Origin of the sequence: Flavobacterium plurextorum, from assembly GCF_002217395.1 — a bacterium.
Lineage (GTDB): Bacteria > Bacteroidota > Bacteroidia > Flavobacteriales > Flavobacteriaceae > Flavobacterium > Flavobacterium plurextorum.
Map to the genome: position 1 here is coordinate 194,997 of NZ_MUHD01000011.1, position 26,881 is coordinate 221,877.

Sequence of the window (26,881 nt, forward strand, 5' to 3'; positions counted from 1 at the left end):
AATACTAATTCATTACTGGTTTTACTTTGTACCCTGCATTTCTTAACAAATTAATTACACCTTCTTCACCAGCCAAATGTGCTGAACCAACTGCTACAAACAGTGCTTCATTTTTCATCATATCTTTCATTTTCTTTACCCAATCTCTATTTCTGTCATCAAGAATAAATTTTTTAGTTTTTTTACTCATAACCTTTTCATTAGCAAGATCACCATAAAGATCCATTAAATTTTCATTTTTATAGTCCTCTACCATTTTTTTAGTTTCCGCTTTACTTGCATCAGCCAAAGATTCGATTAGTTCAGAATCTGTGTAAGCATTAGAAAGCATATTCAACTGCCCTTTTACCGTTTCGAAACCACTAACGCCTTTCTTTTCTTTTAGAGCCAAATCTGTAAAATCTGATTCGTACGATTTCAATATTTCACAATCAAACGTTTTAATAGTAATCAAACTCATAACAGTTGCTAAATTTAAATTATCGACCTGTTGAACTTTTATACCTATAGCTTTTTGTAAAATTGAATCTAGTTTTGACAATTGTTCAGGCGTTAATTTTTTACTTAACAGCTCTGGAGATATTGCTAACTTTTGAGCATCTGCTATTTCATTTGGGTCAGAAAAGTTGATTTCAATAATTAATTTATCTGATTTTTGAAATGCCTTCTTTGTTTTTTCTGTCAAAAAATAATCTGTTGGACAAATAGAATGAATTGTTCCGTACAGATAAGATGGTTTCGACAATCCATTTCCTGAAACTTCCCATAAAAGAGAATTTTCGAGTTTTACAGATTTTGTTTGAGCTTGTGTTGTTCCACTAAAAACTAATGTGATTGCTGCTATTGCTGATGTAAATAAATTTTTCATTTTGCTGATTGTTTTTTGATTGATGATTATTTTATTGATTGACTTTTTTTGATTTGATTGATGATTGAAACCTCTTTATTGTTTGTTCCATTTTTTTCTCTGCCATAAAGCCATTGAAGCAAAAAATAAACAGATCATAACCAGAAGCAGATCTTTATCTGGTTTGTTTAAAATAAAACTGTTTACTAAAGAATAGCCAAGTCCAGCTGAAGTTAAAAAAGTAAATACGAAATGAAATATTTTTTCGCTGATTGAAGTTGATGTTGTTTTCATAATTGTTTTGATTTATTTGATTACGACTCGTAAGTAATCAAACATTCAAAACGTTACAAAAAATTTTTACTTTTTTTCAAACACCAATAAAACAAAGGGATTGGGAGTATAAAAAAATTTAAAACTGATTTCAATCAATCAAATTCAAACTTACATTTATTGCATTTATATCTGTGTTTTGAATAAATAGGAATCAAAACGAAAAGTAATGAGAGTGCAAAAGCCAAAAGTGTTTTTAAATCCTTTATCGAGGTTACCATTTCTATTTCTTCAGCATCGCAACGCGGACATTTAATCAACTCATTATTTTCATTTAGAGAAAATGGACTAATATCGGATAGAATATTATTTGCTTTTTCAAAATCCTGGCTTTTTACAAAAAGCTTAACGCCGCCAACCGCATTACTCCAAATAGGATTTGAATCAACAGTATTCATGTCTCTTAAATAGACATCAACACCTTCTGATTCAAGTTTACCACAAAAAACCTGAGCTTCATATGAATACTGATAACTTCTAACTAATTTAAAACCTTCTTCCATAATCAAAATATAAAACCGCTTAATAATTGCAGAACCTGATTAATTTCTTCTTCTGAATTATAGCTATGGATACAGAAGCGCAAGCGTTCTTGTCCTTCTGGAACTGTAGGCGAGAGTATTGGTTTTACATCAAAACCTTTATCTTGAAGCTGCTGCGCCAATTTTTTTACATTTTCATTCCCTGGAACAATGGCTGATTGTATGGCTGATTTGCTTCGAACAAACATTGGTTTTAAACCCAATAAGTTTTTTTGCTGATTAAAAAATATGATATTTTGCCTCAACTTTCCAATCGTATCTTTTTCGATATTCAATTGCTGATAAGCGGTAAAAACTGTAGAAACAGAATGTGGCGACAATCCTGTTGTATAAATAAAACTTCTAGCGAAGTTTACTAAATAATCTTTAAGATCTACGCTTCCTAAAACTGCGGCACCATGACAGCCTAAACCTTTTCCGAAAGTCATAATTCGAGCAAAAATTCGATTATGCAATTGCAGATACTGTGTTAAACCTTCGCCTTTATCGCCAAAAACACCTAAAGTATGTGCTTCATCAACTACTAAATAACAATTATACTTTTCAGATAATTCTATCAATTCTTCTAGATTTGGACTGTCGCCATCCATAGAAAAAACCGTTTCGGTAACGATATAAATATTTGTATCGGGAAATTTCAGGATCAATCGTTCCAGATCTTCAAAATCATTATGATTAAACTTATACGATTTAGCATTCGACATAAGTATTCCGTCTCTAATAGAAGCATGACTTAATTCATCACACAAAATAACGTCATTTCGCTGCGGTACAGCGCTAAAAAAACCAACATTGGCATCATAACCCGAATTAAAAATTAAAGCCGATTCAGCTTCATGAAACTCCGCAATAAAAGTCTCAGTAATTTGATATAAGGAATGATTTCCAGAAATTAATCTTGAACCTGTTGCACCGTTTTGAATAATGTCATTTTCGATTAAATAATGGTGCGCTAGTTTAAAAATCGACTCTGATTTTGAAAAACCAATATAATCATTTGACGAAAAATCAACAAGATTATTAAAACTTGGTAATTGCCGTAACGAATTATTCTGCCTTCTATTTTCAAGCTTTTGAGCTAGGTTTTTAGGTAATTTCATAAAAGCAAAGTTATAAAAATTGAAGTCAATTTTAAATAAGCAGCAGGTTTGATGTTGGTTACAGTTTATAATTTAAATTTTAAACAATTGTTAATTATTTTTTTTTCTAATTTTAAAACGACAAACTAACTACCACTAATTTAATTATTTATTAAAAAGAAAAAAATGAAGACCATTTGTAAAAATTGCGAAACATCTAATTACTCCGACTTTAATTATTGCCCTAACTGCAGTCAGAAAATCAATTTACATCGTATAAATCCACACGAAATTTTTCACGAAGCTGTTCATTATTTTACACATGCCGACAAAGGTATTTTTCAACTTGTTAGAGACCTGACATTAAAAAGCGGTGTTGTAGCTAAAGAATATATAAATGGTAAAAGAAAAAAGTACTTTGCACCGCTTAATTTTTTCCTGCTGGTTGCCGCTGTCTTTGTTTTCATTTCCAACATCCCAAAAGAAACACCTGCTATTAATGTTTCACAAGAAAACAAGGAACTCAGCGCTATTTCAGATCCTGTCCAAAAGGAAAAGATCGTACACTTATATGAACGAAAAGAAAAAATGACTCATTTCATGAGAAAATATTCCAACTTAATGGCAATGATGGCTTTGCCACTCACGGCATTCTTTTTCTGGTTGTTTTACAAAAAAGAAAACTACAACTATACAGAGCATTTGGTAGCAGGCATGTATATGTTAGGTTTTTGCATACTGGCCAATACACTTTTAATTTTGCCAATTTCCTTATTATTTCACCTATCGCCTAATTATCAAGCTTTACTTTTCCTGCTCTTTCAGCTCTTTTACTTTACGCTCTTTTATTACAAGTTTTTAAATAAAAGTACCAAACTTCAATTATTAAAAGCCTTTTCTACAAGTGCTTTCGGGATTATCTCTTGGATAATTATTTCGGGATTTACTGTAAATACTTATGTTTCAAGCGGTTTTTGGGGAATCCTATAACAATACACAATCATCAATATAATACAAACAAAAAAGCCAAACATTTCTGTTTGGCTTTTTCTTTATTATAAAATTGTATTTAGTCAACTAAAACAATTACTTTATTGTCTTTCATCTCGATAGTACCAGACGTGATCTCTAATGTATAAGTCTGATCGTTTACCTTCGTGAACTTACTCACTACTTCTTTAGAAAAGTTAAAACTTGGCGCTGCAATTTTTACAGTTCCCTTTTCTAAAATAGAAACAATAGGAGCGTGATTATTCAATATTTGAAAGCTTCCATCAACTCCCGGAACAGTAACTGATGTTACTTCTCCCGAAAATAATTTTGCTTCTGGTGATACTATTTCTAAAATCATAATTTTAATAATTGATAATTGATAATTGTCAATTGATAATTATCAATTGAATTATGCTTCAGCTAACATTTTTTCTCCAGCTTCGATTGCATCTTGAATAGAACCTTTCAAGTTGAAAGCAGCTTCTGGAAGGTGATCTAACTCACCATCGATAATCATGTTGAATCCTTTGATAGTATCTTTAATATCTACTAATACTCCAGGAATACCTGTAAATTGCTCTGCTACGTGGAACGGCTGAGACAAGAAACGTTGTACACGACGTGCTCTTGATACAGAAAGTTTATCTTCTTCAGATAACTCTTCCATACCTAAGATCGCAATAATATCTTGAAGTTGTTTGTATTTTTGAAGAATTTCTTTTACTCTTTGTGCACAATCGTAGTGCTCATTTCCTAAAATTTGAGGAGTTAAAATTCTTGAAGTAGAATCTAACGGGTCAACCGCTGGATAAATACCTAGCTCAGCAATTTTACGAGACAATACAGTTGTAGCATCTAAGTGGGCGAAAGTTGTAGCCGGCGCCGGGTCAGTTAAGTCATCCGCAGGAACGTAAACCGCTTGTACAGATGTAATAGATCCTTTGTTTGTAGATGTAATACGCTCTTGCATAGCACCCATCTCTGTAGCCAAAGTTGGTTGGTAACCTACTGCAGACGGCATACGTCCTAAAAGTGCTGATACCTCAGAACCTGCTTGTGTAAAACGGAAGATATTATCAACGAAGAATAATACATCTTTACCTTGATCAGATCCAGCTCCATCACGGAAATACTCAGCGATAGATAATCCTGAAAGTGCCACACGTGCACGAGCTCCAGGTGGCTCATTCATTTGTCCGAAAACGAAAGTAGCTTTAGACTCTCTCATTCCTGGCATATCTACTTTAGATAAATCCCATCCTCCATTTTCCATAGAGTGCATGAAATCATCACCGTATTTAATAATTCCTGACTCTAACATCTCACGAAGTAAGTCATTTCCTTCACGTGTTCTTTCACCTACTCCTGCGAATACTGAAAGTCCACCGTGACCTTTTGCAATATTGTTGATCAACTCCTGAATCAATACTGTTTTACCAACACCTGCACCACCAAACAATCCAATTTTTCCTCCTTTTGCATAAGGCTCGATCAAATCGATTACTTTGATACCTGTGAATAAAACTTCAGATGAAGTTGATAAATCTTCAAATTTAGGCGCTTGTCTGTGAATTGACAAACCGTTTTCTCCTGTTTTTGGCAAGTTTCCTAAACCATCAATTGCATCTCCAATTACATTGAATAATCTTCCATATACATCTGGACCGATTGGCATTTGGATTGGATTTCCAGTTCCAACTACTTCATATCCTCTGCTTAAACCGTCTGTTGAGTCCATAGAAATGGTACGAACAGTGTTTTCACCGATGTGAGATTGTACTTCTAGAACTAACAATGTTCCGTCTTTTTTAGTGATTTCTAGTGAATCATAAATTTTTGGAAGTTCAACATCCTTACCGTTGAAAACTACGTCAACTACTGGTCCAATGATTTGAGCAACTTTTCCTATTACTTTTGACATTACTTATGTGTTTATTAAATAGCTATTTAGGTTTATCGAAAATACCTCTTTTTTCAGAGCGCAAAGATAATTTTTTAAAATATAAAATCAATATTTTTTTTATAAAAAATAGCATGATTTTGTTTGATTCTAAAAATGAGGCCTTCAAACTCCCATTTAAAGCATTTTTTATTCAACTAAAAAAAGCCGCTGCTTTTAAAAAACAAACGGCTTTTAAATTAAAAAAAATGGTTCTATGGCAATACTGCAGGATATAAAATTGGATAATTACCCACATTTACTCCTTTTAAATTTGATCCATACTTAGCATTAATAGCTTCAATAAATTTATTTGCTATAAATGCATATCCTCTTGGCGAAGGATGAACTCCATCTAAAGAAAAAGTTCCTCCTGTTACAAATGTTGATGCCATTGTAAAACTATTCACAGAAATTCCTCCTTGATCAATTTGTTTCATAATTGCATTTGCATCTACAAAAGCAAGACCTTTAGACTCTGCAATAGATTTTATAGTTGCATTAAAAGCATTTGTCGCCACTTCAAGTTCTGCAACTTCAGTTGGTATCAAAACATATTTATCTTGCAAAGGATACGTAATTCCAAAATTATTCAAAGGAGCCGGCGGAGCAACTCCTATTCCTGAATTTTCAGCTGTAGGCGCTGTTCCAATAGCTGATTGCGTAGTTAAAAGAACTAAATCAGTCTTAGTTGCTTGACGCGCCTGACCAAACACATTACCATAAAAAGCTGCCGTCTGAGCTCCAAGTGTAGGCGTAAAAGCCGCTGTTAATTGCGCAGACAAGTTTGTAAGCGATTCATCTTTTATCAATAATGGATTTGCCACTGTTGTTGACAGCAAATTAATTCTTGATCCCGCTCCAAAAGCTGTCAAAGCTTGTTTTAGCGGACCGTATAATTGAGCATTCAATGCGCTTATTGTAGCTGTACCAACAGCAGCATTCCCTTTACCTATAGCAGAAGCCGTTAAAGGATTATAAGGAACAGTCTTAAAAAACGGAATTGATGTTACATATGGAATATTTGCCACAACACCTTTTGCTCCTCCCGAAGTTAAAGTAGTTACTAAAGCCGCATATGTCCCATCAAAACCAACACCCGCAGCTCCAGAAGCTGGCGTAATTGGGTTCGTACCATCACCTCCAGTGGTTGCATAACCTAAAACATCATTATTACCAATCCATAAAGAAAAGAATGTTGGCGTTTGACTCATTGCGTAAGCAAGAACAGAAGTTGTTCCATTTGGAGCAAATCGCACATAATAAGGATTTGCCGTTCCGTTTGCTAAACCAGCCGGCGCTCCATAAGTTGGAGACAGTAAATGAAAACTTTTTGCACCAGGCACACCCGTATTATTATAAGGACCCGCAGCTGCAACCGCAGGATTCATCACTTCTGTTGTTGGAGTACCACTTACAGGATCAACTGTCGAACTAGGATGAGTTGGAGAAACTGTAGTATTAAAATAGAGCCTCGGACCAAATGCTATATTAGGCTGTCCGCCAAAAAGCAAACCACCAATATTATCATTAGTATAAGGAATTTTAAATTCCCCTCCTCCAACAAGTTTAAATTGCTGTGCCATTATATTGGTATACGCTCCTTCTTGTCCCTTTTTAAAAAGAGCACCATCACTAAAACCAGACGTTAAAGAATTCCCTAACGCAACGTATTTAGAGAAATTAGCAGAACCAGATGTCAAAGGCAATCCGTCTGACGAATCAACAACGGTTACTGCATCGTCATCACTATTACAAGCCATAAAGGTCAAAGAAACCAATAAAAGCCATTTGAAATTTTTTATCATAATTTTTTATATTTTAAAATTATCTGTTTCTAAATACACTTTCAGAAACATAAATAACGTGTTTGACTTAATAGTTAATAATCAATTATGGATTAATAGTCCATGAAACAAAATACTGCTGCCCGATTAATCCAGCTCCAATTACTTGATAGTATTCTTTACCGCCAATATTAGCAGCTCCAAGTTTTACAACAGATTTCAATTTTGGAATTCCGTAATTTACCTGTGCATCTATTACTGTAGCAGATTTGATTGTACCATCAGCGAAGCCAGACTCCCATTCGTACTCACTATTCCATCTTCCGCTTACATTAAACCCGAAATTTTTAAATACTTTCTCATTACCAATAGATAGTTTAATTCTATGTTTTGGAGTATTAAATCCTGCCTCAAAACTTGGGTCTTTTTCTTGATCAAAATCAAATTGAGCATAATTGTAGTTCACACCTAGTTCATAATCAGCAATTATTTTTTTAGTAAGCCCAACTCCAACTCCAAATGAATGTATCTCCACATCTGAATTGGTATACAATTGATACACTCTATATTCTCCATTTTGAATCGCTCTTACCGATTGAACTCCTGGATCTGTAACTCCTCCTGCAAGATTTGGATTATCTTGTGCTGTTCCGTAGAAAGGAGAAATCACATTTAAATTACCAATGAAGTTATTGTAGATATTATAATAACCGTTAAGATCGATTGACATACCATTAAAAACAGAACGATATCCCAATTCAAAAGCTTTTACTTCTTCTGGTTTCACATAATTTGCCCTTGCTTTTTTCAACAATGCCGCTGCCGCTATTGGATTGCTTCCTGCCATTGCTGAAAAAGCATTAACTGAACTTGCTAAATAAGAATTACCATAAGCATCAAGACCTGTCATGTTTTTAGTTGTACTTCCGCCGCTGTAAGCCTGACCTTCTGCGCTTAAACTAAAAGTTTCACTAAATCTAGTTAAGTTATCTGGAGCAGATCCAATCAATACTGCGTTTCCAATATTAAATCCGATATACTGATCTTGAGTTGACGGATTTCTGAAACCTGTCTGGAATGAAGCTCTAATATTATGATTTTTCTTTTCTCCTCCTGAATATACCAAAGATAAACGCGGCGAATAATTACCATCAAAGTTTTTAGATTTATCATAACGAAGTGAACCCGTGAACTTCAATCTATCTTCTAAGAATTTCTTCATTAACTGAGCATAAGCACCATACTCATTATAATCAATCGGTCCATTTGCATCTGTATAAATTCTACCATGAGAATTAAGCTCATAAGCTCTAAACGAACCTCCTACTTGAATTTCGGCAAATTTTATCAAATCTCTAAAATTATAATTTGCATCAGAATGATAAATTCTAGAATTATCAACCAATCTTGAGCCTGAACGAACATCTGGATCAGCTATAACTTGATTAAAAGCATTTTTAAATTCAGCTGTACCGGGCATAAAACGACCTGTATCAGCCGTAGCTCTTCCCACAGCATGCGCCTGTTGCGGCGTCATACCGGCTAATGTTCCCTGAATGTAAGCTCCAGCATATTGACCAAACCAAGTATTATCGTCTTTCCATTTTCTATTTACATTAATACCTGTAAAAACCATATCATAAGAATGCCCTCCATCTTCAGATGTAGTATATCCTCTCACAAAAAAGTTCTTCCCTTTAACTTCTAATTTATGCTGCTGCATAAAAAAATCGTTCAAATAATATCTATTTCCTCCTTGATAAACCGCATTACCAGTACCAAATTTACTTTGCCAGATAATTTCCAATCTCTCATCTCCAAAAGGCCTTCCATGAAAAGAGAAATCAATTTTTTTATTTGCCGCCTTATTATTAGTTAAATCAATTTCATTATATCCTGTTCTACTAACATTTGAATCAGGCAAAAGATTAGATGCTCCTGCAGGAATCAATCCCATTGCTTCTAATTTTTTACCTACTCCTTTAATATTTGTCGAAGCCTCATCACCATAAACATTAATACCATCATAACTAGGATCAACTCTACCGATATTTCCTCTAGTCTTATCATCATAATTTGTTGCATACCAATCGGTAGCCTGCATATAGGTAAAGTTCGCTTTTGCTGCAAAGTATTTATTAAAAGCATGCGCAAATCGAATACCAAAATCATAATACCCGTTTGTGCCCGCAGCTTCTTGCGAAGTCACACCATATTTAAAATAAGTCGAAACACCTTGATAAGTAAATGGACTTTTACTATTCATAAACAAAATTCCATTAAATGCATTTGCCCCATACAACGCAGAAGATGCTCCCGGCAGAAGCTCAACACTTTGTACATCAATTTCCGAAACCCCAATCATGTTTCCAAGCACAAAATTCAACAACGGAGATGAGTTATCCATACCATCTACCAATTGCATAAAACGTGTATTAGCAACTGAAGCAAATCCTCTAGTATTAATCGACTTAAAAGTCATACTACTAGTATTCATCTGTACTTCTTTTAAATTTTCCAACCCATCATAAAAAGATGGTGAAGCCGTTTTTTTGATGTCCTGAATACCCATTCTTTCAATAGTAACAGGAGACTCAAAAACACGCTCAGGTGTTCGAGAAGCAGAAACGACTATCTCATCAAGCTTAGTCTCTTCATCTTTTAAGATCACATTTACTTTTTGATTTGCCGATGTAACACTAATAATTTTTGTTTCAAATCCTACTGCAGAAACCTTTATAGAAAAAGGCAGTTTAGCTTTAGTAGTCAATTTAAACGATCCGTCAAAATCAGTAGACGCACCACTGTTTTCTCCAGCAACAACAACATTAGCACCAGGAATAGATTGTTTGTTACCATCTGTAACCGAACCTGTTATTGTATTCTGCGCAAAAGATATTCCGCTGAACAATAACATAATTAGCAAGTAGACTCTCATTGGGTTAGTTTTTTCGTTAGTATATAGCCAAAATACACAAATATTTTAATATGCATAAAAAAACGTTAAAAAAAATTAATATTTACCACGTATTTATGCAATATTTTAACTATTTGCTAATTGAATTTATTAGAATAAAAACAAAGAAAACCTAAAGAAAAACCAATTTACTATGCATACATATTAATTTTTATCAAAAAATTGAAAAATTCACAAAAATACATAGGCTGAAAAAAAATTTTGACAATAAAAAAAAGCGAGACCTAAATCTCGCTTTTTTAACATTATTGATATTTTAAAAATATATTTATTCCACCGTAACAGATTTTGCTAAGTTACGCGGTTGATCAACATTACAACCTCTCATAACTGCAATATAGTAAGAAAGCAATTGTAAAGGTATTGTAGTAATAAGCGGTGACAATGCATCTGAAGTTTCTGGAATTTCGATTACATAATCTGCTAATTCACGAACTTGTGTATCACCTTTAGTAACAACAGCAATAATTTTACCGCTGCGCGATTTAATCTCTTGAATGTTACTTACAATTTTATCATAATGACCTTGCTTAGGCGCAATTACAATAACCGGCATATGCTCATCAATTAAAGCAATTGGACCATGTTTCATTTCTGCCGCAGGATAACCTTCAGCGTGAATATAAGATATCTCCTTAAGCTTTAAAGCACCTTCAAGTGCAACTGGGAAATTATATCCTCTTCCTAAGTAAAGACAGTTTGGCGCATCTTTAAAAGCCGCAGCGATTTCTTTTGAACGATCATTTGTTTCTAAAGCCTCAGCAACTTTTTCAGGAATTAATTCTAATTCTTGTAAATAAGCATGGAAATCAGGATTTGACAACGTTCCTTTTGCTTTTCCTAATCTCAAAGCAATCATTGTTAAAACCGTGATCTGAGTTGTAAATGCCTTTGTAGACGCCACCCCAATTTCTGGCCCAGCATGTGTATAAGCACCCGCATGACTTTCTCTTGAAATAGAAGAACCTACAACATTACAAACTCCAAATACAAAAGCTCCGTTTTCTTTAGCCAGCTTAATTGCCGCCATAGTATCTGCTGTTTCTCCTGATTGAGAAATAGCAATTACAACATCATCTTTATTGATAATTGGGTTTCTGTATCTAAATTCAGAAGCATATTCTACCTCTACAGGAATTCTTGTAAACTCCTCAAAAATATATTCTGCTACTAAACCTGCATGCCATGAAGTTCCGCAGGCAACAATTAAAATACGTTTTGCATTCAGGAATTTCTCCAAATTATCCTCAACACCAGCCATTTGAACGATTCCTTCATTTGCATGAAGTCTTCCTCTATAAGTATCCTTAATTACACTTGGCTGCTCGTAGATTTCTTTTAGCATGAAATGATCGTAACCGCCTTTTTCAATTTGCTCCAAGTTCATTTGAAGCTCCTGAATATAAGGATCTACTAAAGAATCATCTTTGATTTTTCTAATTTTAAGCGGTTTGTGCAATCTAATATTTGCCATTTCACCATCTTCTAAATATACTGCATTTGAAGTATATTCAATAAATGGAGACGCATCAGAAGCGATAAAGTACTCACCTTCACCTACTCCAATTGCTAATGGACTCCCTAGTCTTGCAGCAACAATTTCATTTGGATTCTTTTTATCAAATACTGCTATCGCATAAGCTCCAACAACTTGATTCAAAGCCACCTGAACTGCTTTTCCAAGTTTTAAATTTTCGTTTTTCTGAACTTCCTCAATTAGATTAACCAAAACTTCTGTATCTGTATCAGACTTAAAAGTATAACCTCTTTTAATCAGCTCTTCTTTTAAAGGAGCATAATTCTCGATAATACCGTTATGAATAATTACTAAATCACCAGAATTAGAAGCATGAGGATGTGAGTTCACATCATTTGGAACACCGTGAGTTGCCCAACGAGTGTGTCCAATTCCAATATTTCCATTAATTGTAAAACCTTCTTGCGCTTTTGCTTCAAGATCTGAAACTTTACCTTTTGTTTTACAAATTTTAACTCCTGCCTCGTCATCGTACAACATAACGCCGGCGCTATCATATCCTCTGTACTCAAGACGCTTTAATCCTTTTATAACTATAGGATAAGCCTCTCTATGACCGATATACCCAACAATTCCACACATATATATTTATTAATTTGGTTTCGTGTAGTAAACCTCAAGCCTCAATCTTTTATCGTCTGGTACCGAAGACTTTCCTCCATATAAAATAGTTCCAAGCGGATTCATAACTGACGCTCTTGGCGCTTGAGAGATATTCTCATTCTTATTCTTTAAAAAATTCGAAGTCGAAATCGCTATACTCTCCGTTACAACCAATCCTAAATCAACATTTTTGGCTGTTTTATCTTTTATAAGATTACGGATATGTTCTGTAATTCTAATTTTATAGTTTTTTCCTCTTTTATTATCATCAAGGTTAATCATACCTCCATAAATATACTTAGCCGTTTTAGGATCTGAGGTTACAAGATTTGAAGTTCCATCAGCAAGATAATCTACAACTGGAACATTATTAGTCAAATCATACAAATAAACTCTTTTCGGCTCCCTAGTTCCTGCCATTTTATCGGCATCGATATTAAATACCAAATTTGCTTCGTTAACTTTCCAATTTTTAGCTCTGATCTCTTCAAGTTTTGCAGCAAAATCAGTAAGTCTAATAATTGCAAGCGAACCTTGACCGCCTTTTACGTAAAGCCTTTCGTCTCCTTCAGTTTTATTTATATTTGCTGTTGTAATAGCATTTTGATAATTAGCAGCTTTTTGATCTTGTAGTAAATTGACATTTGCACTAGAATTTGCAGGATTTACAATTGCCATTGTAATTGTTCTATCTTCTTTCTCTGTATCAGCATCTGTCGTACTTGCCGTTTTAGCTTTATAAGTAATTACAATTTTCCCTCCTGAAAAATCCAACAAAGCCATATTACCAGGGCTTCCATCCGCTTTTTCAACAGTAAAATACAAACCTCTAAAATATTCTTGAAATAAATCAGCAGCAGAAAGTTTTGAAGCCGGGGCGTTCAATATTTTTTGTTGAAAATAAGCGGTATTCAAATCCAAACGCATTTCTGGCGCAGTATAAGTTGTCGTTTCTTTTCCTGCCGCATCTGTTGTCTTATCCACATATTCTGCTGAACTAAAAAAGAATTGATCGTTTTGCAAAACATTAGTTGAATTGTTTAAACGAGATCCAACTTTATACTGATTAAAAACATTATTTTCATCTGTATAATAAAACTGTGGCAATGAAACTCCATTACTAACATACGAACTGCGCATTTGAACGCCAGATTCATAAACACTTAACTTAAGTTTTCCTTCTGTCGGTCCGTAAATAGAATCTAAAGTATAAGTATGAGTTCCATCACTATTAGTCGTTTTCAACTTCTTAAAATAAGGAATACTTAGTCTCACACTTGTAATTACAGGCTCTTCACCAACAACTATAGGATATGGATTCGTTGTAGCAAAAGTTACTTGTGTAGCAAAATTAGCAGTCGTTGTTCCAAAAACAGGATTATCATAAATACCCAAAGCATTTACCGCCAAAACATTTGATTGAATAGGCGTAACCTCCTGATTAAAGGCTACAACATCATATTTTTCAGACTCAAGTCCAAAATGATCATCACCAATTAAATCATCTCCAATTGCATTAAAATCTTTATCGCACGAATATAAAAGAACAACCGTAAGAGCTAAAAGTATTTTCTTAATAAAAGAAGTATTGTACATGTTTAATAATAAAGTTAAAATTTAAAGTCCCATTTCTTTATAGAAATTTGTATACGCTTCAGCGAATGCATCTTTCGTGGCGAAAGGTAAAAAAGGTTTTCCTGAAGATTCTATAAATTTTGTTAAACTTGGAGAAACGTTTTCTGAAGCAATAATTACAGCATCAGAATGCAATATACTAGCTTTTAAGATGTTCTCATAGTTAGGAACTTCTAGATCTGATACAGATTCATGCGGAACTCCATCAAACTTTACTTTGTTAATCATCTCCATATCTAGATTTTCATCAAAAGACTGACCATAAACTGATGTTACAATTTTTGTCTCAGAGAACAAAGCTTCATTTTTATAATAGTGCTTCATATAAATTGGCAGCATAGATGCCAGCCAGCCATGAACATGAATAATATCTGGAACCCAATTCAATTTTTTCACCGTTTCAACAACGCCTTTAGCAAAAAATATGGCTCTTTCGTCATTATCAGGATACAAAACACCTTCTTCATCAGCAAAAGTTGCTTTGCGCTTGAAGTATTCATCATTATCGATAAAGTAAACCTGAATTCTTTCTTTAGGAATTGAAGCCACCTTAATAATCAATGGCATATCTAAATCATTCACTACCAAATTCATCCCTGAAAGCCTAATTACCTCGTGTAATTGATGTCTTCTCTCGTTGATATTTCCATATCTTGGCATGAAAATTCTTATCTGACCTCCTTGATCGTTAATCATTTTCGGAACGTCATAAGACATTAAAGAAACTTCATTTTCAGCCAAATAAGGCACGACTTCAGATGATACATATAATATCCTCTTATCTTTCATAAATAGTATTTTACTTAATTTTTGGTAATAAAAACGTTGCAAAATTACAAAAATTTATGCAGTTATTAACTAATATATTATGTTTGCACTAAATTTTAATAATACCGCCATGCATATTTTCTACGGCAAAGTAGCTCTGATAGCCTATTTAAAAACTATCAAAACCGCAAATTCGACTATAGGATTTGTACCAACAATGGGAGCTTTGCACCAAGGGCATCTGGCTTTAATGCAGCGATCGCTAAAAGAAAACGACGACACTGTTGTAAGCATTTTCGTAAATCCAACACAATTCAACAATCCTGAAGATCTCGAAAAATACCCTCGAACTCTTGAAGAAGATGTGAAAAAAATGCGAGGATTAAGCGACAAAATAATTTTATACGCTCCTTCTGTAGATGATATCTATGAAGGACAAACAATTTCGCAGTCATTTGACTTTGACGGATTAGAAAATCAAATGGAAGGTAAATTCAGACCTGGACATTTTAACGGAGTTGGAACTATCGTAAAACGTTTGTTTGAAATCGTGACTCCAACTAATGCTTATTTTGGAGAAAAAGATTTTCAACAGCTGCAAATTGTTAAAAAACTAGTTGAGAAAAATGACCTTCCAGTAAATGTTGTAGGCTGCCCAATTTTCAGAGAAGACAATCTGCTTGCCATGAGTTCTAGAAATGAGCGATTGACTGCAGAAGAAAGAAAAGAAGCTTCAATAATCTACAAAGTCCTTACTGAAGCTAAAGAAATCTTTCAAAACAGCACCCCCGAAGAAACCATCAAATTTGTTGAAGAATCTTTTAAAGACAACAAAAGATTCGAACTCGAATATTTTGTCATTGCTGACGAATCTACATTATTATCAATCGATCATAAAATTAACGACAAAAAATACCGTGCGTTTATAGCAGTATTTGTTAATTCTATAAGGTTAATAGACACCATTTCATTTAATTAAATTACCTTTGCAACATGCAAATTCAAGTTATAAAATCAAAAATTCATCGAGTTAAAGTAACTGGAGCCGATTTAAATTATATTGGCAGTATTACTATTGATGAAACTTTACTAGAAGCTTCAAATATCATTGAAGGTGAAAAAGTAGCTATCGTTAACATTAATAATGGAGAACGTTTTGAAACTTATGCCATTAAAGGAGAAAAAAATTCAGGTGAAATTACACTGAATGGTCCAGCTGCTAGAAAAGTTCAAAAAGATGATATTATCATCATTATTTCATATGCAACCTTAGAATTTGAAGAAGCAAAAACCTTCAAACCATGGATTATTTTCCCTAATGAAAATGACAATTCATTAACCTAGGTTTCAACCTCAAATTATATCTTATTTTACTATTTGTCAAAAATTTATTTTGCACAAAGAGGACTTCTTTTGCCTTAACCCAAACAAACGCAAAAGCACAAATACTATTGCTTTTTTTAAAATCCCAAATTAATAAAAGAGCAAATAAAGTATTATATTGCCACACTATTTTCAATACTTTTTAATTCACTGAAATGCCACAAATCATGAAAAAAGTTTACCTACTAATTGCATTTATTTCCATTTCTGTTTTTTCGCAGAAAAAATTCGACAACATTCAATCCCTAAAACTTGGAGAAGAAAGAAGGATAACAATTGGACTTCCAGCTTCATATGAAGCTAAGCCTGACAAAAAATATCCGGTTTTATACCTTTTAGATGGTGATTATTTGTTCGATCCTTTTTCTGGAGCTGTAAGTTATGGTACTTATTGGGATGATATTCCAGAAATGATCATAATTGGAATTCATCAAAACAAAGACGGCGAGCGTTACGACGACACAACAATTGATCAAAACGAAGGTTTGCCTTTTGAAAAAGGCGCAAAGTTTTTTGAATTTATAGGAGCCGAATTAGTTCCATACATTGAAAAAAAATACAGAACATCACCTTTTAGAATCATTGCAGGACATGATGTAACGGCGAGTTTTGCCAATTTTTATTTATATAAAGAAAACCCGCTTTTCAGTGCGTATATTTGTCTAAGTCCAGAACTGGCCCCAAAAATGGAAGTGCGTATTGCAGAAAAATTTGCCAAAGTACAAAAACCAATATTCTATTATCTTTCTGCGGGAGAAGGAGACATAAAAAAAATTAAAGAGCCGATAGAAAAATTAGACAACAATATTAAAATCGCAAATAATCCGTTAGTAAATTATAAATACGAGTTATTTAAAAATGCAACTCACTATACCGAAGTTTTACATTCGATTCCGAGTGCGCTATATCAGATTTTTGAAGTTTACAGACCAATAAATTCTGCAGAATACGCAAACAAAATTGCTGTACTTGAAACAGGTTATGCTGATTATTTAGAAAAAAAATACAATACAATGTCAGAAGTTTTAGGCGTTCAAATTCCAGTTCGAATGAGCGACTTTAAAGTGATTGAAAATATAATCTTGAAAAAGAACGCATACGACGAACTAGGAAAAATGGCCGAAATAGGAAATGTAAATTATCCAAAAGCAATGTTAGGAGAATACGAACTAGGCTTAATGTATGAAAAAATGGGCGATGCAAAACATGCCTCAAAAAAATATCAAAACGCTTCTCAAATGGAACCTATCGGCGATTTGAACAAGGATTTAATGTATGAGAAGATGGACGAAATGAACGCACTTACTAAAAAAAGTAAATAATGTCAAAAGTTAAAACTTCCTTTTTCTGCCAAAATTGCGGCACCCAATATTCAAAATGGCAAGGTCAATGCAATGCGTGCAAAGAATGGAATACTATTGCTGAAGAAATCATTCAGAAGCAGGAAAAAGTAGCTTGGAAAAGCGAACCAACTTCAACTGGCAAAGCGCCGAGACCTTTAAAAATAAACGAAATTGACTCGGCTCAGGAAATTCGCATGAATACTACTGACGGCGAATTAAATCGTGTTTTGGGCGGCGGAATTGTTCCTGGTTCTTTAACTCTTTTGGGCGGCGAGCCAGGAATAGGAAAAAGTACTCTTTTACTTCAAATCTCACTAAAATTACCCTATAAAACTTTATATGTTTCTGGAGAAGAAAGTCAGAAACAAATAAAAATGCGTGCCGAAAGGATAACGCCAAACAGCGATAACTGTTATATTCTTACAGAAACTAAAACGCAGAATATCTTTAAACAAATCGAAGCAATTCAGCCTGAAATCGTAATCATCGATTCGATTCAGACTTTACATACCGATTATATTGAATCAACGGCAGGAAGCATTTCTCAAATTAGAGAAACGACTGCAGAATTAATCAAATTTGCCAAAGAAACCAATACTCCAGTTATTTTAATTGGACATATTACAAAAGACGGAAATATTGCGGGACCAAAAATTCTGGAACATATGGTTGATACCGTTCTTCAATTTGAAGGCGACAGAAACCACGTTTACCGAATTTTACGTTCGCTTAAAAACCGTTTTGGCTCTACGGCCGAATTGGGAATTTACGAAATGCTCGGAAGCGGTTTACGAGAAGTAAGCAATCCTTCAGAAATATTGATTTCGCACAAAGACGAAGAATTATCAGGAACCGCAATTGCTACAACACTCGAAGGCATGCGTCCGCTTATGATCGAAATTCAATCACTTGTAAGCACTGCTGTTTACGGAACTCCGCAAAGAAGCACAACAGGATACAATGCTAAAAGATTAAACATGATTTTGGCGGTTTTAGAAAAAAGAGCAGGATTTCGTTTGGGCGCAAAAGACGTTTTCTTAAATGTAACGGGCGGAATTTCTGTTGATGATCCCGCAATTGACCTTGCTGTTGTTGCTGCGATTTTATCTTCAAACGAAGACATTCCGGTTGGAAAAGGTTTTTGCTTTGCCGGCGAAGTAGGACTTTCTGGAGAAATTCGCCCCGTAAATCGTGTTGATCAGCGTATTCAGGAAGCCGAAAAACTAGGTTTTGATACTATTTTTGTTTCTAAATACAATAAAATCACTTTAAAAAACACTGGAATTAAAATTGAACTTGTTGCTAAAATTGAAGATGTTGCCAGTATTCTTTTTGGTTGATTTTTTTTCAACACAAATTCCACAAATTAAACACGAATTTTTATTTAATTTTAAAATCTAAATCTAGATATTTACTAAATTCGAGAAATTAGCGCAGTTTGTGACTGAAAAAACAATGTGTCATTCTAAATAGTTCTAAATTCTTTCGAAAAATGCTGTTATGAATTTTCCAAAACAAAAAATATACAAAGCTCTAAAAATACTAGCCGTTTTATTGGTTTTGCTTTGCATCGGATTGTACTTTTTTCGCAACTCGCTTCTAAAACAAGCTGTCGCCAAAGTTACCCACAAAATGGCTGTTGATTACAACAGTGATTTTTCTATAAAAGAAGCTTCTTTCAGCGGATTGTCCAGCATAAAACTTACCGATGTTGTTTTGGTTCCAAAAAATGCAGACACACTTTTAAAAATCAAAAACATTGAAACCAGTGTCAGCTTAAGCAACTTATTAATTGGCGATGTTCAAGTTGGTACTTTAAAAGTTAACAACGGCTACATTCAATTGGTTAAAAAGGGAAAGATTCGAAATTTTGATGCTTTCCTAAAAAGAAATCGTGATGATTCTGAGAAAAACGAAAAACGCAAATACGGTGCTTTTGCTTATCGCATCATTTCAAAGCTATTAAATCTGGTTCCAACGGATATGAATTTGGAAAACTTCCAATTCAAAATCGATGATAATGGCAAAAAAACAGCTGTTGCAATCAACAAACTGGTTTTAAACAACAAACAGCTCGAAACCAATATTCATGTTAAAAGCAAAGATTTCGATCAGCGCTGGAACTTAAAAGGATTTGCTGATCCAAGAAATCAAAAAGCTGATATTCGATTCTTTAATTTAGATACCGGAGCCATTCGCGTTCCTTATCTTGATGAACGCTACAATTTAAAAGCGAGCTTTGATTCTATTCGTCTGAATGTACAAAACATTGACAAAAGCGGCAGCGAATTGCACATTGACGGTTTCACCTCGATTGTTAATTTAAAAATTAATCATCCAAAAATTGCCAGTAAAGATGTTGTCATAAAAAATGCCCGTTTTGATTACCGATTTTTACTGGGCGATGATTTTATCTCAATTGACAGTACTTCAACAATGCAGTTGAATAAGATTAAAGTAAAACCATACATCTCTTACAGCACAGAAAAAGATACTGTTTACACTTTGAAAGTGAATATTCCGAAAATGAAAGCGCAAGATTTCATTGTTTCGCTTCCTGATGGTTTATTTACGCATTTTCAAGGCATGCAGGCAACTGGAAATTTCGATTATAAACTCGATTTCAAATTCAATAAAAACAAACCGAATACACTTGTTTTTGACAGTAAACTAAACAAAGAAGATCTGCATATTACCAAGTATGGTGAAGCCGATTTGAATAAACTTAACGGTGAATTTGTGTATCGTGCAATTATTCAAAATGTTTTGCAGCGTCCAGTTTTAGTTGGAAATGCAAATCCGAATTATACGCCATTAGATCAAATTTCGCCTTATTTACGAAAATGCGTTTTAACAACTGAAGATCCTTCTTTCTTTTCACATCGCGGCTTTATAAATGAAGCTTTCAAGCAGTCTATTCTTAAAAACATTAGAACTAAAAAATTCTCGCGCGGCGCCAGCACAATAAGCATGCAGCTGATTAAAAATGTATTCTTAACGAGAGAAAAAACGCTTTCGCGAAAGCTTGAAGAAATCCTTTTGGTTTATATTTTAGAAAATAACCGAATTGTAAGTAAGGAAAGAATGCTGGAAGTTTATTTCAATATTATTGAATGGGGACCAAATGTATACGGAATTGGTGAAGCAAGTCATTTTTATTTCCAAAAAAGCCCATCCGCTTTAAGCGTTGATGAATGTTTATATTTAGCAACGATTATTCCGAAACCGCGAAAATTCATGTATCAATTTAATGATGAAGGCAATTTGAAAGACTTCGCCATTAAAAACCAGAAATTTTTAAAGAATTTAATGTTTCGACGAGGTTTATTAATTCCAGAAGATACTATTGGACAGTTGCCAGTTTATATTTCAGGAAATGCACGTTCGTTAATACGAATCAAAGCTCCAGATTCTACCGCAGTTCCTGCGGACTCTTTATCTATCAGTGACGAATTTGATTTGTAATTATGAAACCCACTTATTTATTTAAAAGAGTTTTTGCCTTTGGAATTGACTTTATCATTTTAGCTCTAACAGTTAAAATACTATTTCCGTATATCTCTTATAAAAACAGTATTGGCGAGAGTTACATTAAAACGGAAATTGGCCTTTTAATTTATTATCTCTTTTTTATTTTTCAGGATGTTTTTATGAATAAAACTATTGGAAAACACATCTTCAAGCTGCAAATGACATTTGATAATCCTATGGAAACAACAGGATACAAAAAATATTTTAGAATAATTATTAGACGCCTTTTTGATCTGCTTGAATTAGTTTGTCCTTTCATTTACTTAATCACAATTGGTTTGACAAAGAAGAATCAAAAATTGGGGGATTTAATCGCAAAAATAGTGGTAACACAAAAATCCAATAATTAAGACAGCTGCTTTTAGCTGCACTTATAAAAAAAACCACAAATTATCACGGATTAATCTGTGTTAATTTGTGGTTTTTGTGTTTATTACAAAATCGAAGTTAAGGCGCAGGATCAGGAATTATAGCCTGAACGTGATTAATTTCGGCGATAATTTCTTTTGAAAGCACAACATCAATTGTGGCGATATTTTCTTTTAATTGTTCTAAAGTTGTTGCACCAATAATTGCACTAGTTAAAAATGGCTGCTGCAATACAAATCCCATCGCCAATTCTGTTAAAGTTAAACCATGTTTTTTGGCGATTTCTAAATACAACTTTGTTGCTTGTGTGCATTGCTCACTATTGTAACGCGTGTATTGAGGAAAGAGTTTTATTCTAGAATTTGGATGTGCTTCTCCTGTTAAAAATTTACCCGTTAAAACTCCAAATGCTAAAGGCGAATAAGCCAACAATCCAACATTTTCATGCATTGAAACTTCGGCAGAATTCACTTCAAAAAGACGATTTAATAATGAATATGGATTTTGAACGGTTTTAATTCTAGGCAGATTATGATATTTACTTTCTTCCAAAAGACGCATCATTCCCCAAGAATTCTCATTTGAAACACCAATATGTTTAATTTTCCCTTCTTTAATTAACCCATCAAACGTTTCTAAAATTTCTCTAAAATTATCTTCCCATGCATCTTCAAAACCTGTAAATGCGCGGTGCCCAAAATTATTAGTTTTTCTTTCCGGCCAATGCATTTGATACAAATCAATATAATCTGTCTGCAAACGCTTTAAACTGTTTTCTAAAGCATATTTAATACTTGCAGGCGAAAAATCTAATTTCTCACGCATATAACCAAAATTCGGATTTGGCCCTGCTATTTTAGAAGCTAAAACAATCTTATCACGGTTTCCAGATTTTTTAAACCACGTTCCAATAACTTTTTCTGTGCTTCCGTACGTTGCTTCACTTGCCGGCACCGAATACATCTCTGCAGTATCAAAAAAGTTCACGCCTTGTTCAAGTGCATAATCCATTTGAGCATGACCTTCTGCCTCTGTATTCTGTTGACCAAAAGTCATGGTTCCAAGGTTGATTTTACTAACTTTTATATCGGTATTTGGTAATGTTGTGTATTTCATTTTTTTCTAAGGTACTAAGGTTCTGAGAAACTAAGATTCTAAGGTTTCTTTTTTCAAATAATAAGCTTCAAATATACGATGCTATTCTTCAAATGAAAATCTCTAAATAGTTAAAAAAACTACAAGTTTTTCTGAGGTACTAAGTTAAATTCAGGGCAATAAAAAAGGCTCAAAGCAAAACTTTGAACCTTTAAAAAAACTTAGCACCTTAGTTCCTCAGAACCTCAGCTACTTAATTAATACTATTAAGCATCTCTGCAATCTCGTCTAATCTTGGAGTTAAAATAATTTCGATTCTGCGGTTTTTAGCTTTTCCTTCTGGAGTAGCATTACTTGCTAAAGGAGAGAATTCACTTCTTCCTGCCGCAGTTAATTTTTGTTTGTTGATTTTAACATTTTCACTTAAAATAGCCACAATTGCAGTCGCTCTTTTAGTAGATAAATCCCAGTTGTTTGCAATTGGCCCAGAACCAGCATACGGATCATCATCTGTATGTCCTTCAATAAGAACTGAAAGATCAGGATTGTCACCTAGAACTTTTCCTAATTCTACAACAGCTTTTCTTCCCTCGGTCCCAACAGCCCAGCTTCCAGAATTGAAAAGCAGTTTATTCTCCATCGAAACATAAACTTTTCCATTCTTTTGTTCCACTGTCAAACCTTTACCTTCAAAACCATTTAAAGCTTTCGATAAAGTTTCTTTCAATTTACGCATTGATTCCTCTTTAGCAGCAATCATATCTTCAAGCTCTTTTAATCGACTTGCCGTTTTATCAAGACTTGCTTGCTCTTCAGCCAGTTTCTTAGATTTTGCTTCTAATTGCGCTAACAATTCACGGTTTTTATTCATGTTTTTCTCCAATGCATCATTGCTGTTTTTTTCAAGAGCATTGTATGAATCTTGTAAAACCTTATATTTATTTTGCGCAGCGGCTAAATCAGCTTTTTGTTTTGCCAATTCATCTTTCGTGCTGTTTAAATCTTTGGTTAAATTATCACGTTCTAATTCCAGTTGATTTTTAGATTTTTGCAAATCGGCATTTTGATCTGCAATCGAACGATTTTCTTTTTTAAGATCTGAATACTTTGTTTCCAAATCATTGTAAATCTTTTTAGACACACAAGAAGTCATAGACAGAGCCAAAACCACTAATCCTATCGAAGCTTTTTTAATCATTTTATTTTCTTTTTTTTATTTGAAGCGTATTATTAATTCCTGTTTTTAGCTATAATTCGAATAGAATCGAAATGAACTTTTTCTTTAAATTCAAAGTAAAATTCAATTTATCAGAATTTCCGAATCACGTTTCTCTCAACAAGAACAATACCAAATTTTACTCAATCTCGACTAAAACCGGACAATGATCTGAATGCATCGCATCTGGAAGAATCACGGCACGTTTTAAACGATGTTCCATTGAAGCACTTACCAAATTGTAATCGATACGCCAGCCTTTATTATTTCCTCTCGCTCCTGCACGATAGCTCCACCACGAATAATGATGCGGATCTTTATTAAAATGACGGAAACTGTCTATAAAACCAGATTTCATAAAAGCATCCAGCCATGCGCGTTCAGCAGGTAAAAAGCCTGAAACTGTTTTATTGCGCACCGGATCATGAATATCTATCGCTTCGTGGCAAATATTATAATCACCGCAAATAACTAGATTGGGAATAGCGATTTTTAATTCGTTAATGTACGTTTGAAAATCATCCATAAACATAAATTTATGATCTAATCTTTCAATATTTGTTCCTGACGGAAGATACAAACTCATTACCGAAACATCATCAAAATCAGCGCGAAGATTACGTCCTTCAAAATCCATATGATGAATTCCTGTACCAAAAACTACATTATTAGGTTTTGTTTTCGACAAAATTGCAACACCGCTGTATCCTTTTTTTGTTGCTGGATAGTAATATTGATAAGGATAGCCTGCGGCCGTAATATCGTCAACTGGAATTTGATCTTGCGTAGCTTTGATTTCCTGAAGGCAGATTACATCAGGATTTGCCTGCTGCAGCCATTCGATAAAACCTTTATTAATTGCAGCACGAATTCCGTTTACATTATAAGAAATAATTTTCATCAGATTGTATTTTTAAGGATTCCAAATGTAATAAAAAAGTGGAAAGTTTGCGTTTGAATAAACGAAAAGTAGAGTTTTTTGTTATCTTTGTTGGCTGCTCTAATAATTTAAAAATAGTACATGGGTTTAGTTACCGCGAAAGAAGTTGCAAAAGCAATAAATGTTGATAAGTACGGAGTGTTTGGTACTTTTTCAGGCTGGATTCTTATGAAGGTCCTTAAGATCTCTACCCTAAATAAAATTTACGATCACAATAAACACTTAGAGGATGTTGCGTTTTTAAACGGGATTTTGGATGAAATGGAAATCAAATTTGAAATTCCTGAAGAAGATTTAAAACGTTTACCAAAAGACGGCGCTTACATTACCATTTCAAACCATCCGCTTGGAGGAATTGATGGTATTTTACTTTTGAAATTAATGCTCGAAAGAGAACCAAATTTCAAGATTATTGCTAATTTTTTATTGCACCGAATTGTTCCTCTTAAAAAATACATCATGCCTGTAAATCCTTTTGAAAATCATAAGGATGTTAAATCGAGCGTGGTCGGAATTAAAGAAACTTTACGCCACTTAAGCGACGGAAAACCTTTAGGAATATTCCCTGCCGGTGAAGTTTCAACTTATAAAGACGGAAAATTAGTAGTTGATAAACCTTGGGAAGAAGGTGCATTAAAATTAATCAGAAAAGCTAAAGTTCCAGTTGTACCCATTTATTTTCATGCTAAAAACAGTAAATTATTCTACTGGCTTTCTAAAATTGATGATACTTTGCGTACTGCAAAACTACCTTCGGAATTACTGACACAGAAAGATCGCGTGATTAAAGTTCGTATTGGAAAACCAATTTCTGTAAACGAGCAAAACGAAATCGAATCGTTTGAAGAATATTCTGAATTCTTAAGAAAGAAAACTTATATGCTGGCTAATCCGTTTGAAAAAGACACCAAACTGATTGATACAGCAAGTCTAAAAATACCAAAGGCACCTAAAAAAATTGTTACGCCGGCGAATGAATCAAAAATGATTGACGAAGTTAATGCGTTAAGAAATAGTGATTGCCGCTTGCTGCAAAGCAAAAATTACGAAGTGTTTTTTGCACGTGCAAAATCTATCCCGAATATCCTGCATGAAATTGGCCGTTTGCGTGAAATTACTTTTAGAGAAGTAGGCGAAGGAACCAATGAATCTATCGATCTAGACGAATACGATCAATATTATCACCATATGTTTTTATGGGATGATGAAACCAAAAAAATCGCAGGTGCTTACCGCATGGGATTAGGTTCTGAAATTTATCCTAAATATGGTATTGAAGGTTTCTACTTGACAGATCTTTTTAGATTTGAACCAGAACTTCACGATATGATGCACAAATCGATTGAAATGGGACGTGCTTTTATCATTCGTGAATATCAGCAAAAACCAATGCCTTTGTTCTTGTTGTGGAAAGGAATTATACACACTACTCTTCGCCATCCTGAACATAAATATTTATTGGGCGGCGTAAGTATCAGCAATCAATTTTCTGATTTCTCTAAATCGTTGATGATCGAGTTCATGAAATCAAATTATTATGATCCTTATATTGCACAATACATTCATCCGAAAAAGGCTTATAAAGTAAAATTAAAGGATGCAGATAAAGACTTTATCTTCGACGAAGCAGAATCAGACTTAAATAAATTTGATAAAATCATTGATGAATTAGAGCCAGGAAATTTACGTTTACCTGTTTTAATTAAAAAGTACATCAAGCAAAATGCGCGTGTAGTTGCTTTCAATGTAGATCCCTTATTTAATAACGCTGTTGACGGCTTAATGTACATCAGAATCGCTGATATTCCAGAAAGCACCATGAAACCTGTTATTGAAGAATTTCAAATAGAATTAGAGCGTAAATTATCTGAAAAAGAAGATTAACTGTAATCTCTCAAAATAAAAAAATCCCATTTGTGATCACAAATGGGATTTTTTAGTTAGATCGTTTATTTAAAAATAAA

The 26,881-nt window shown here is 33.8% G+C and carries 22 protein-coding genes; 8 read left to right on the forward strand and 14 right to left on the reverse strand.

What is annotated here, in order from left to right; genetic code table 11:
- Positions 1–4: 4 nt before the first annotated feature.
- The 4 genes from B0A81_RS05980 to B0A81_RS05995 form a co-directional block, all read right to left on the reverse strand.
- Positions 5–868: a TraB/GumN family protein gene (locus B0A81_RS05980; protein WP_089057172.1), complete on the reverse strand. Its 864-nt coding sequence runs from the start codon at positions 866–868 to the stop codon at positions 5–7.
- Between the two features lie 75 nt (positions 869–943).
- On the reverse strand, positions 944–1,141 hold the full coding sequence (locus B0A81_RS05985; protein ID WP_089057173.1) for a hypothetical protein: 198 nt from the start codon (positions 1,139–1,141) through the stop codon (positions 944–946).
- Between the two features lie 134 nt (positions 1,142–1,275).
- Positions 1,276–1,683 (reverse strand): hypothetical protein, encoded by a 408-nt coding sequence (locus tag B0A81_RS05990; protein WP_089057174.1) that lies wholly within the window; start codon positions 1,681–1,683, stop codon positions 1,276–1,278.
- Between the two features lie 2 nt (positions 1,684–1,685).
- Positions 1,686–2,822 carry an aminotransferase class I/II-fold pyridoxal phosphate-dependent enzyme gene (locus B0A81_RS05995; protein WP_089057175.1) on the reverse strand — a complete coding sequence of 379 codons (1,137 nt, stop codon included), beginning with the start codon at positions 2,820–2,822 and terminating at the stop codon, positions 1,686–1,688.
- A gap of 165 nt (positions 2,823–2,987) precedes the next feature.
- On the opposite strand from B0A81_RS05995, the gene B0A81_RS06000 reads away from it, so the two are divergent.
- Positions 2,988–3,791 carry a DUF3667 domain-containing protein gene (locus B0A81_RS06000; RefSeq protein WP_089057176.1) on the forward strand — a complete coding sequence of 268 codons (804 nt, stop codon included), beginning with the start codon at positions 2,988–2,990 and terminating at the stop codon, positions 3,789–3,791.
- 79 nt (positions 3,792–3,870) lie between these two features.
- On the opposite strand, the gene B0A81_RS06005 is transcribed toward B0A81_RS06000, so the two are convergent.
- The 7 genes from B0A81_RS06005 to B0A81_RS06040 all read right to left on the reverse strand — a co-directional run bounded on the left by B0A81_RS06005 (position 3,871) and on the right by B0A81_RS06040 (position 15,061).
- Complete coding sequence (locus B0A81_RS06005; protein ID WP_089057177.1) at positions 3,871–4,152, reverse strand: F0F1 ATP synthase subunit epsilon; 282 nt, start codon at positions 4,150–4,152, stop codon at positions 3,871–3,873.
- A gap of 51 nt (positions 4,153–4,203) precedes the next feature.
- Positions 4,204–5,715 (reverse strand): F0F1 ATP synthase subunit beta, encoded by a 1,512-nt coding sequence (gene atpD, locus B0A81_RS06010; protein WP_089053364.1) that lies wholly within the window; start codon positions 5,713–5,715, stop codon positions 4,204–4,206.
- Between the two features lie 233 nt (positions 5,716–5,948).
- Positions 5,949–7,541, reverse strand: a complete 1,593-nt coding sequence (locus B0A81_RS06020) for an SGNH/GDSL hydrolase family protein (RefSeq protein ID WP_089057179.1) — start codon at positions 7,539–7,541, stop codon at positions 5,949–5,951.
- 85 nt (positions 7,542–7,626) lie between these two features.
- Positions 7,627–10,458 carry a TonB-dependent receptor domain-containing protein gene (locus B0A81_RS06025; RefSeq protein ID WP_089057180.1) on the reverse strand — a complete coding sequence of 944 codons (2,832 nt, stop codon included), beginning with the start codon at positions 10,456–10,458 and terminating at the stop codon, positions 7,627–7,629.
- 307 nt (positions 10,459–10,765) lie between these two features.
- On the reverse strand, positions 10,766–12,616 hold the full coding sequence (glmS, locus tag B0A81_RS06030) for a glutamine--fructose-6-phosphate transaminase (isomerizing) (RefSeq protein ID WP_089057181.1): 1,851 nt from the start codon (positions 12,614–12,616) through the stop codon (positions 10,766–10,768).
- A gap of 9 nt (positions 12,617–12,625) precedes the next feature.
- A complete protein-coding gene (locus B0A81_RS06035) occupies positions 12,626–14,233 on the reverse strand; it encodes a DUF4270 domain-containing protein (protein ID WP_089057182.1) in 1,608 nt (535 codons plus the stop codon).
- 21 nt (positions 14,234–14,254) lie between these two features.
- Positions 14,255–15,061, reverse strand: coding sequence for a glycogen/starch synthase (locus tag B0A81_RS06040; protein WP_089053369.1), 807 nt, complete (start codon positions 15,059–15,061; stop codon positions 14,255–14,257).
- 79 nt (positions 15,062–15,140) lie between these two features.
- Between B0A81_RS06040 and panC the strand changes: the two genes are divergently transcribed.
- The 6 genes from panC (at position 15,141) to B0A81_RS06070 (ending at position 21,647) form a co-directional block, all read left to right on the forward strand.
- Positions 15,141–16,019 carry a pantoate--beta-alanine ligase gene (panC, locus tag B0A81_RS06045; RefSeq protein WP_089057183.1) on the forward strand — a complete coding sequence of 293 codons (879 nt, stop codon included), beginning with the start codon at positions 15,141–15,143 and terminating at the stop codon, positions 16,017–16,019.
- A gap of 14 nt (positions 16,020–16,033) precedes the next feature.
- On the forward strand, positions 16,034–16,384 hold the full coding sequence (gene panD, locus B0A81_RS06050) for an aspartate 1-decarboxylase (RefSeq protein WP_017495920.1): 351 nt from the start codon (positions 16,034–16,036) through the stop codon (positions 16,382–16,384).
- Positions 16,385–16,590: 206 nt separating this feature from the next.
- Positions 16,591–17,745 (forward strand): alpha/beta hydrolase, encoded by a 1,155-nt coding sequence (locus B0A81_RS06055; protein WP_089057184.1) that lies wholly within the window; start codon positions 16,591–16,593, stop codon positions 17,743–17,745.
- Positions 17,745–19,106: a DNA repair protein RadA gene (gene radA, locus B0A81_RS06060; RefSeq protein WP_089053372.1), complete on the forward strand. Its 1,362-nt coding sequence runs from the start codon at positions 17,745–17,747 to the stop codon at positions 19,104–19,106. The genes B0A81_RS06055 and radA overlap by 1 nt, the downstream gene beginning before the upstream one ends.
- Before the next feature lie 160 nt (positions 19,107–19,266).
- A complete protein-coding gene (locus tag B0A81_RS06065) occupies positions 19,267–21,231 on the forward strand; it encodes a transglycosylase domain-containing protein (RefSeq protein WP_089057185.1) in 1,965 nt (654 codons plus the stop codon).
- 2 nt (positions 21,232–21,233) lie between these two features.
- A complete protein-coding gene (locus B0A81_RS06070; protein ID WP_089057186.1) occupies positions 21,234–21,647 on the forward strand; it encodes an RDD family protein in 414 nt (137 codons plus the stop codon).
- 97 nt (positions 21,648–21,744) lie between these two features.
- On the opposite strand, the gene B0A81_RS06075 is transcribed toward B0A81_RS06070, so the two are convergent.
- From B0A81_RS06075 to B0A81_RS06085, 3 genes are all read right to left on the reverse strand, one after another.
- Positions 21,745–22,782, reverse strand: coding sequence for an aldo/keto reductase (locus B0A81_RS06075; RefSeq protein WP_089057187.1), 1,038 nt, complete (start codon positions 22,780–22,782; stop codon positions 21,745–21,747).
- A gap of 232 nt (positions 22,783–23,014) precedes the next feature.
- On the reverse strand, positions 23,015–23,959 hold the full coding sequence (locus B0A81_RS06080) for an OmpA family protein (protein WP_089057188.1): 945 nt from the start codon (positions 23,957–23,959) through the stop codon (positions 23,015–23,017).
- Between the two features lie 157 nt (positions 23,960–24,116).
- A complete protein-coding gene (locus tag B0A81_RS06085) occupies positions 24,117–24,878 on the reverse strand; it encodes an exodeoxyribonuclease III (protein WP_089057189.1) in 762 nt (253 codons plus the stop codon).
- Between the two features lie 120 nt (positions 24,879–24,998).
- On the opposite strand from B0A81_RS06085, the gene B0A81_RS06090 reads away from it, so the two are divergent.
- On the forward strand, positions 24,999–26,801 hold the full coding sequence (locus B0A81_RS06090; RefSeq protein WP_089057190.1) for a GNAT family N-acyltransferase: 1,803 nt from the start codon (positions 24,999–25,001) through the stop codon (positions 26,799–26,801).
- Positions 26,802–26,881 lie beyond the last annotated feature (80 nt).